General features: G+C 58.2%; 8 protein-coding genes and 1 pseudogene. 5 read left to right on the top strand and 4 right to left on the bottom strand.

Annotated features, from left to right (window positions below; all coding sequences use genetic code 11):
• Window positions 1–223, bottom strand: a pseudogene (locus B2W52_RS04270) (amino acid ABC transporter substrate-binding protein); the annotation flags it as partial.
• A 136-nt stretch (window positions 224–359) separates the two neighbouring features.
• Between B2W52_RS04270 and yfbR the strand changes: the two are divergent.
• Window positions 360–953, top strand: a complete 594-nt coding sequence (gene yfbR, locus B2W52_RS04265) for a 5'-deoxynucleotidase (RefSeq protein WP_273018459.1) — start codon at window positions 360–362, stop codon at window positions 951–953.
• A gap of 13 nt (window positions 954–966) precedes the next feature.
• Here yfbR and B2W52_RS04260 read toward each other — a convergent pair whose 3' ends face one another.
• Complete coding sequence (locus tag B2W52_RS04260) at window positions 967–2,001, bottom strand: SPFH domain-containing protein (protein WP_273070950.1); 1,035 nt, start codon at window positions 1,999–2,001, stop codon at window positions 967–969.
• A 2-nt stretch (window positions 2,002–2,003) separates the two neighbouring features.
• Window positions 2,004–2,462, bottom strand: a complete 459-nt coding sequence (locus tag B2W52_RS04255) for an NfeD family protein (protein ID WP_008176913.1) — start codon at window positions 2,460–2,462, stop codon at window positions 2,004–2,006.
• Between the two features lie 205 nt (window positions 2,463–2,667).
• Here B2W52_RS04255 and B2W52_RS04250 point away from each other — a divergent pair, with 205 nt between their 5' ends.
• The 3 genes from B2W52_RS04250 (at window position 2,668) to B2W52_RS04240 (ending at window position 5,519) form a co-directional block, all read left to right on the top strand.
• Complete coding sequence (locus tag B2W52_RS04250) at window positions 2,668–3,483, top strand: SDR family NAD(P)-dependent oxidoreductase (protein ID WP_053113553.1); 816 nt, start codon at window positions 2,668–2,670, stop codon at window positions 3,481–3,483.
• 101 nt (window positions 3,484–3,584) lie between these two features.
• Window positions 3,585–4,685, top strand: a complete 1,101-nt coding sequence (locus B2W52_RS04245; RefSeq protein WP_008176916.1) for a GGDEF domain-containing protein — start codon at window positions 3,585–3,587, stop codon at window positions 4,683–4,685.
• A 48-nt stretch (window positions 4,686–4,733) separates the two neighbouring features.
• Window positions 4,734–5,519, top strand: coding sequence for a class II glutamine amidotransferase (locus B2W52_RS04240; RefSeq protein ID WP_273070948.1), 786 nt, complete (start codon window positions 4,734–4,736; stop codon window positions 5,517–5,519).
• Window positions 5,520–5,651: 132 nt separating this feature from the next.
• On the opposite strand, the gene B2W52_RS04235 is transcribed toward B2W52_RS04240, so the two are convergent.
• Window positions 5,652–6,557, bottom strand: coding sequence for a metal-dependent hydrolase (locus tag B2W52_RS04235; protein ID WP_273018478.1), 906 nt, complete (start codon window positions 6,555–6,557; stop codon window positions 5,652–5,654).
• A 225-nt stretch (window positions 6,558–6,782) separates the two neighbouring features.
• On the opposite strand from B2W52_RS04235, the gene B2W52_RS04230 reads away from it, so the two are divergent.
• On the top strand, window positions 6,783–7,889 hold the full coding sequence (locus B2W52_RS04230; protein WP_053113558.1) for a helix-turn-helix domain-containing protein: 1,107 nt from the start codon (window positions 6,783–6,785) through the stop codon (window positions 7,887–7,889).
• Window positions 7,890–8,142 lie beyond the last annotated feature (253 nt).

Genomic DNA, 8,142 nt, shown 5'->3' with positions numbered 1-8,142 from the left:
AATCCAGGTGGCGGCGTTTGGGGGAGGTGTGGATGATATGGAATGAGACATCCGGGTGTATCTGCTCAAGCACCTCCAGCAGTCCCCCGAGGAAGCCCTCGACTTTGCCATCGGAATTGACACTGGCGATCGGGGGAAAGTGGTAAACGCCCACAGTGATTTCGGTTTCGTTTGCCCGAACCGGCGCCGTTGCCAGCATAATAGCCGCAACAAGAATGGCCATTAATCTTCGAATATGGGCTTCAGCGGACACGATATCCCCGGTTATGTAACAATTGAATACGCATTCAGAATAGCACGGGGATTTTGTGCACCTGAAGCAAAAGATTATGAACTTATGCAAAACAGGTCTGTAAGTGATGGGTAACGTTGCCAGCCATTTTTTCGCCTATGTTTCCCGCCTGCGCTGGATCAAGCGCTGGGGGCTGATGCGAAATGCCATTGAGGAAAATGTGGCCACCCATTCCTGGGAGGTGGCGACCCTCGCCCACGCCCTTGCCATCATCCGCAACCGGCATTTTGGCGGCCAGGTGAACGCCGACCGCATTGCAGCGGCAGCGCTTTACCATGATGCGACGGAAGTAATTACCGGGGATATGCCAACACCGGTGAAATACCATTCGAAGGTGATGCGTGAGGCGTTCGGGGACATCGAGCACAAGGCCGAGGCCGAGCTGCTGGCGCTGTTACCGGAGGATTTGCGGGAGGATTTTTCGCCCTACGTTCGGGAGTCTCAGCTACCGGCCGAAGACCGGGAATTGATCAAGGCCGCCGACAGGCTCTCGGCGTGGCTCAAGTGCCAGGCGGAGATCCGGGCCGGCAACAAGGAATTCGAGCCGGCCGCCCGGCAGATCCGCCAGCGGTTGGACGCAGACGGGCTGTCAGAGGTTGCCTATTTCCTGAAGGTGTTTGCCCCCAGTTACGAGCAACCCCTGGACAACCTGCTGGGGTGAAAGCTTTCAGGGCTTAACTGTTACCGGCCGAGCCAACCAGTCCGCCACGCAAGCCATCGCGCTGCAAGTGCTGGCGAACGGTGTCTTCGGGGCTGCCGGCCAGTTCCCGGAACATGCCCATGGAACCCAGCAGCGCTGAGGATTCATAGGGCACGAACACCCGCTCTCCCTCTTTCGCCATATTTGGCAGAACCTTGATATAGCTCTGGCCCAGCAGGTAGCCAATGACGGTCTGTTTGTTTTCCTCGGAGTCGCCCATGGCGCTGAGTACCAGACGGATGGACTCCTGTTCGCCCTGGGCCCGGAGAATGGCCGATTCCTTGTCGCCCTGGGCGTTGAGGATGGCGGACTCCCGCTGACCCTGGGCCATGGCGATGGCTGCTGACTTTTCACCCTCGGCTTCGGTGACCGTGGCCCGGCGTTTCCGCTCCGCAGCCATCTGCAATCGCATGGCTTCTTCCACTTCTTCCGGCATGCTGATGTCCTGAACCTCCACCCGGGTGAGTTTTACACCCCACTTGGAAGCGGCCTCTTCCATCTCGGCCTGGATCGCGTTATTCACCTCGCTGCGGGATTCAAACAGCTTGTCCAGTTCCATCTTGCCGACCACCGAGCGCAGGGTGGTCTTGGCCAGCACTTCCACCGCCTGGCTCATGTTGGCCACTTCGTACACGGCCCGGCGCGGGTCGATGATCTGGTAGTAGAGGGCGCCGTTGATCTTCACCGTCACGTTGTCGGTGGTCACCACGGGCTGTCCCGGAAAGTCCATGACCGTTTCCCGGCGGTCGATGCGGGTTTCGTCGCTCATCACCGGATGATAATCCTCACCCATGCGTACGTAGCGGATCATGGTGATCGGCCGTGGGCGCTCGATGAAGGGAATAATGATGTTCACACCGCTTTCGAGGATCCGGTTGAACGAACCGAGGCGCTCAATGACCATAACCTCGGATTGGCGCACGATGACCAGACCCTTGGCGATGATGAAGATGCCAATAGCGACCAGAATCAGGCTGATGATCAGCCCGGGTGAAAGATACTGTTCCATGCTTACTGTTCCTTGTGTGTGATCGTCTCAACAACGGCGGTCGTGCCGTCAAACTGTTTGAAAATGACGTCGGTTCCTTCCGGAAGGTCGGTTTCCCCGGTGTCAGTCACTCGCAGGCGATAGAAATCGCCATTGACCTTGATGCCTGTGGCTCCATCGAAATCCCGCTTCAGGGTCTGATAACGCCGGCCTTGCTCCACGCCGGTACCGGTTGTGCCATATGCCACACCTTTGGGTGAGAAGCGCGGACGGATCCAGCGAATGGCGACAGGTACCAGAATTCCCGAGAACAGCCCCATACCGGCCAGCTGCCATTCGAATGGTGCTCCCAGAAAGGCCAGCAAGGCGGTCAGCGCGGCCGCAATGCCCAGGGCCAGAAGTAACAGGACACCTGAGGCCAGTTCAGCCAGGCCCAGCACCAGCGCCAGGATCAGCCAGAAATGCGTAAGACTCCATTCCATACAGAAAATCCACAGATTCGGGGGAGGTAGAGGGCCGGTGTCGTGCACCGGCCAACGGCAAGGGATTGTACCGGAAACCGGGTGCCGCGTCAGAGGGTGGCCGGAATGCCATGTGGCCTGGTTCACTAAAGCCATATCCCGCAAGCAGGCAATTGTTAGAGTATCTGCTTTAATTGATGTGCCTACAATTAAGAGGTCTGTGACCATGAAGAATCTGAAGAACAAAGTTGCCGTTGTTACCGGTGCCGGTTCGGGTATCGGCCGCGCGCTCGCCAAATCGCTGGCGGACCGGGGCTGCCGACTGGCGCTGTCCGACGTCAATGAGTCAGGCCTGGCCGAAACCGCTGCAGCGCTAAGCGGCGCTGATGTAAAAACCTACCGGCTGGACGTGTCTGATCGCGATGCCATCTTTGCCCATGCGGAGGAGGTTGTGAAAGATTTCGGTCAGGTCAATCTGGTCATCAACAACGCGGGCGTTGCCCTGTCTGCCACGGTCCGTGAGATGACCGACGAAGACTTCAAATGGGTCATGGACATTGATTTCTGGGGGGTTGCTCACGGTACCCGGGCCTTCCTGCCCCATCTGATTGCCTCGGGCGATGGCCATGTGGTGAACGTTTCCAGTGTATTTGGCCTGATTGGAGTGCCCAAGCAGAGCGCCTACAACGCCGCCAAGTTTGCGGTGCGAGGATTCACCGAAGCCCTGCGCCAGGAAATGAAGCTGGAGAACCAGCCGGTGGCGGTGAGTTGTGTGCATCCTGGTGGTATCCGCACCAACATTGTCAATGCAGCGCGCATGGGCAAGTCCGAGAACGCCGTCGCCCAGCGTAAAGGCTTCGATAAACTCGCCATGACCACGCCCGAGAAAGCCGCAGAAATCATTGTAAAAGGCATCCTCAAGAATGAGTCCCGCATATTGGTGGGCCCGGACGCCTGGGGTATTGATGCGATCAACCGCCTGCTGGGTTCTGCTTACCAGCCGCTGGTGGAGCGTTTCTCCCGCAAGAACCTCTATATCTGAAGACTCGATGCGTGCGGCGGGCCTGAAGCTTGGGCTCGCTGTACGTTTTACAAACAGTTTTTCGGGGCTATACTCGGAAGCTGATCCAAGGAAGAGTCAGCATGAATACGCCTCACCATTCTGACCTGGGGGCCACTCTGGAACAGAGCCGCTCGGGTCTGCGCGACAGCCATCGCCGCTCACTGATGCGGCTGCTTTTTCTGATCACCGGCTCGGCTCTGGTGATTTTTGCTTGCCTGCAGTTTCTCAATGGCTACCCATGGGTGGCGGTTGCTGAGCTGTTTGCCAGCACTTTGCTTTTTTTCGGCGTCTGGCGCCTGAAATCCACTCCTCATCTGCAGCAGTGGGTCTATGCCTATCTGGTGCCTTTGTTCGCGTTCTTCCTGGTGATCATGCTGTTACCGGAAGCCTCGGTGTCCGCTTTCGTCTGGGTGCTGATGATGCCGGTTCTCGCCTACCTGTTGCTTGGCAAGAAAGAAGGCATGATTCTCAGCGCACCCTTTATGCTCGTCGGGGGCGTTATCTATTACATTCACCTTGGCCAGGTCGGCAGCCCCCACGCGATGATCGATCTGCTCAACATGGTGTTGTGCGGTGCACTGATGCTGGCCTTCATTCACCTGTATGAGGTGCGCCGCGAAGAGTCCGAGCAGCGCCTGGTGGACATGGCCCAGACTGACGCACTGACCGGCCTCGCCAATCGCAGCAACTTCCAGGGTACGTTGAATCGCACCATTGCCGAGTGCGATCGCAGTGGAGCCGGTTTTGCGCTGGTGGTGATGGATATTGACCACTTCAAGGTCGTTAACGACACTCTGGGCCATGAGGCCGGAGACTTTGTTCTGAAAAACATCAGCCGATGCATGACCGAACGGCTGAGGAGCACCGATTTTGTCGGCCGCCTGGGTGGCGAGGAGTTCGGCCTGATTCTGAGAGATGTGAAGCCGGCGGATGCCTTTGTCCTGATGGACGAGCTGCGCCAGCGGATATCTGACCTTGAACTGCCCTACGGGGAAGCCCGCATCCGGGTGACTGCCTCCTTCGGGATAGCCCAGTGGCCAGACCATGGTCGCGAGGCCGAAAGCCTGTTCCGGGTTGCCGATCGGTGGCTCTACAGTGGCAAGCGAGCGGGGCGTAACTGTGTGGTCGGCGCCGGCCACAATCCCCGCCAGCTTGAGATTCTCACTGTCGAAGCGAGTTGATTACGTTATTCTTGTGGCAGACATCCTCCGGCAAGAATGACGTAACCCATGTGCGAATTACTGGCCATGAGCGCCAACACCCCCACTGACCTGTGTTTCAGCTTTACCGGCCTGACCCGTCGGGGTGGACAGACCGGCCCGCACAAGGACGGCTGGGGCGTCGCCTTTTACGAAGGCAAAGGCGTACGGGCCTTCCACGACGCCGATGCCAGCGCCAATTCCCGAATCGCCGCAGTGGTCCAGACTCATCCAATAAAAAGCGAAGTGGCCATCTGCCACATTCGCCAGGCCAACGTCGGCGACACCTGCCTGGCCAACACCCATCCCTTCATGCGCGAACTCTGGGGTCGCTACTGGGTGTTCGCCCACAACGGCCAGCTCTCCGGTTTCCGTTCGAATCCCGGCTTCTACGAGCCGGTCGGAACCACCGACAGCGAGGCGCTGTTCTGCGATATTCTTAACCACCTTCGAACGCACTGCGATCGCAATACCGGAACCGATGAAATCATCGACCGCCTGGTCCGGTTGTCCGTCGCCTACGCCAGCCAGGGCGTTTTCAACCTCCTACTGAGTAACGGTGATTGGCTGTTCACTTACTGCACCACCAAAATGGCCAGCATCACCCGGAGAGCCCCGTTTGGTCCTGCACGTCTGAAAGACGCCGATGTAACGGTGGATTTCGAATCGGAAACGACGCCCAATGACATCGTCAGCGTGATCGTTACTGAACCTCTGACCACAGATGAAAAGTGGGATGTTTACCAGCCAGGTGAATGGCGGCTTTGGCGGAAGGGAGAAGTCATTCGATCCGGAGTCGCTGAGCCGAATGCCTGACCCGGAAGTGGGGAATCGGGCGGGGAGGTCTTTCTTCCGGGAAAAGGCAACTCGCTACGCTCAGACATCATTTTCCCTGCACAAAGACCTCCCCACCCGCTTCCCTTCAGGGTTGGGAGTTGCTTCCGTGGTTTACTGAAGCGTCCTGCGATTACCTTTCTTGTACTGTGGTGCGATGTGCGCCTGAATCTCCTCTTTGAAACGGGCAATCAGATCGCTATTGTCGTGGTCCCAGGGGTGAAAACCCGGTTTGAAGTACTCAAGCCATGTGGGAATCAGACTTGAGAAGGTGCCGTTTACGCCCCAGAGGCGCCAGAGACCCGTAGCCGTGTCTACAAGAGAGAAGTTCTTGCGGTCGTTGAGCATCATCCGGCTGGTGAAATAGGTGCTCATCACGCCCAGTGCGGCGGTGCTGAACATAAGATAAAACGCACGCTCTGCATAAGTGCCGCCAGCTGCCTGGAAAACGTCGTAGGCAACCGCCTTGTGCTCGGTTTCTTCAATGGCGTGCCAGACCCACAGCGGGCGCATGGATTCATCCATGTCCTGGCGCACATCGTCACGCTCCAGCAGCATGTCGGCCATCATGGCGGTGAGGTGCTCGAGGGCACAGGTGATGGCCAGCTGGTGACGCTTGGGCAGCTTCTTGGCAATCCCCAGAACCACTTCCAGGTGTTTTTCCAGCTCTTCCACCGGCATGCCCTGGTCACGAACGTGCTGGTTCATGGCGATGTGCTCCAGTGAGTGCATGGCCTCCTGGCCGATGAACCCGCGTATCTCCTCTTTCAGTTTGGGATCGGAGATCTGGTCCCGGAACGCTCTTACCGAATCCACGAAGAACTGCTCGCCCTGCGGAAACAGGACCGAGAGCGCATTCATGATGTGGCTGATGGTGTAGCTGTTATCGACCCAGTAACGGGGAACCTGCTCACCGAACTCAAAGCCCATGCGCTGGGCTGTGATGGTGACGTTATCGGGTGTGTTGGAGGCTCTGGTAACCGGAGCCGTCTTCTTTTCTGTGGTTTTAGTGCTCAGCATCTGCGTACTCCTCACTCTGGCTGATGTCATGGCTCCAGTGTGGGGCAGTCAATGTCTGGCAGGAATGCGCAAAGGGGACGGTGGTCGATCAGGATGGGACACGGGCTGGAAATTGATTGGCCATGCTGACGGCGATCCGGGTGTGCCGGGCCCCACTGTTCCGGCGGGAGGCATCTGATAGAGTCAGTTGAAGTGCTTCAGCCACCTCAATCATAAGGAATGCCAATGAGCGCAAGCGGTCCGGACAAAGAACGGCAGATGCTGGGATTGTTCCTGGTGCCGGGCGCTTACCTGCGGGTTCTGGCCGAGACAGTGCGCCAGCTGGGCTATAACGACCGGTTACTCTATGAAGGCCTGGAGTTCAGCCCGGACGATCTCAAGTCCAACGACAGTCGGGTGTTTGTCACCGATGCCATCATCATGGCCAAACGGGCCGTGAACCTGGCCGGCCAGGACGGTCTCAGCTTCACGCTGGCCAGGGAGTTGCGGCTGACAATCCACGGCACCCTGGGCTTCGCGGCCCTCACCAGCCCCACCTTCGCCGATGCCCTGGATTCTGTGCGCCGATACCTGCATCTGCGGGTGCCGTTTCTCAGTATGAGCCAGTCCGAAGCGGGGGATCAGGTACTGGTAAAACTCTGCACCGAATTCGAAGTGCCCGGCCTCTACCCGTTTCTGGCCGAGACCGTCAGCGCCACCCTGATTCTGCTGACCGAACAGCTCCTGGACCGCGAGGACGCCGCCAAACACGGCTTTGCCCTGGAAGACGGCAAACTGCCGGGTGTCACCGTTCGCCTGAGCGCTCCGGAGCCGCCCTGGTACCAGCGGTTTGCCGACCAGCTTCCGGTTCGGTTCGAGTACGGCCAGGCCGACGAAATGATGGTGTTCCCCCGGGAGCTTCTCGATGTGCGTATGCGCCTGGCCGATGCGGAAGCCTCCCGAATGGCCCGGGACCAATGCGAATTCGAGCTGCAGAAGGCGCTGAAGGAACAGGGCGATATCGTCCTGGCGATCCGCAACATGCTCCGAATGATGCCCGGGCCGTTGCCGTCACTGGAAGCCATGGCCGAACGCTTCTGCGTCTCGTCGCGCACCCTGAAACGCCGGCTGGCGGACCGGGATACCAGCTATCGGGAAATTGTCGAATCGGTGCTGAAAGACCGGGCGATCCAGCTGCTCCGGTATACCAACCAATCGGTCAGCGAGATTGCCTACGAGCTGGGCTATGCCGACCTTTCCAACTTCAGCCGCGCCTTCCGGAAGTGGACCGGCAAGTCGGCCAGCGAGTTTCGCGAGGGTGGTCCGGATCCTGCCCCAGAGGTTGGGCCCTGATTTTTTGGGCCTCTTGGTTTGGAGCGTGGTCGCAGGGTGGGGCATAAATTTTTCGGGTAAAAAGCAACTCGCTTCGCTCAGACATCTTTTTCCCCGAAAAATTTATGCCCCACCCCACGCCCTGCTGACAGCTGAGAATGCCGTCAGAAGAGTTATTGCTCGTTCTTAATTTGTTTTTCTAATCCTATGCCACAATGGTTCGACGGACGGGGGGAAGGAATATTTTCCCGACAGGAAAAAGATGTCTGAGCGA

This window comes from Marinobacter sp. UBA2498 (assembly GCF_002341575.1).
GTDB lineage: Bacteria > Pseudomonadota > Gammaproteobacteria > Pseudomonadales > Oleiphilaceae > Marinobacter > Marinobacter manganoxydans.
This window is presented reverse-complemented; position numbering and strand designations above follow the sequence as displayed.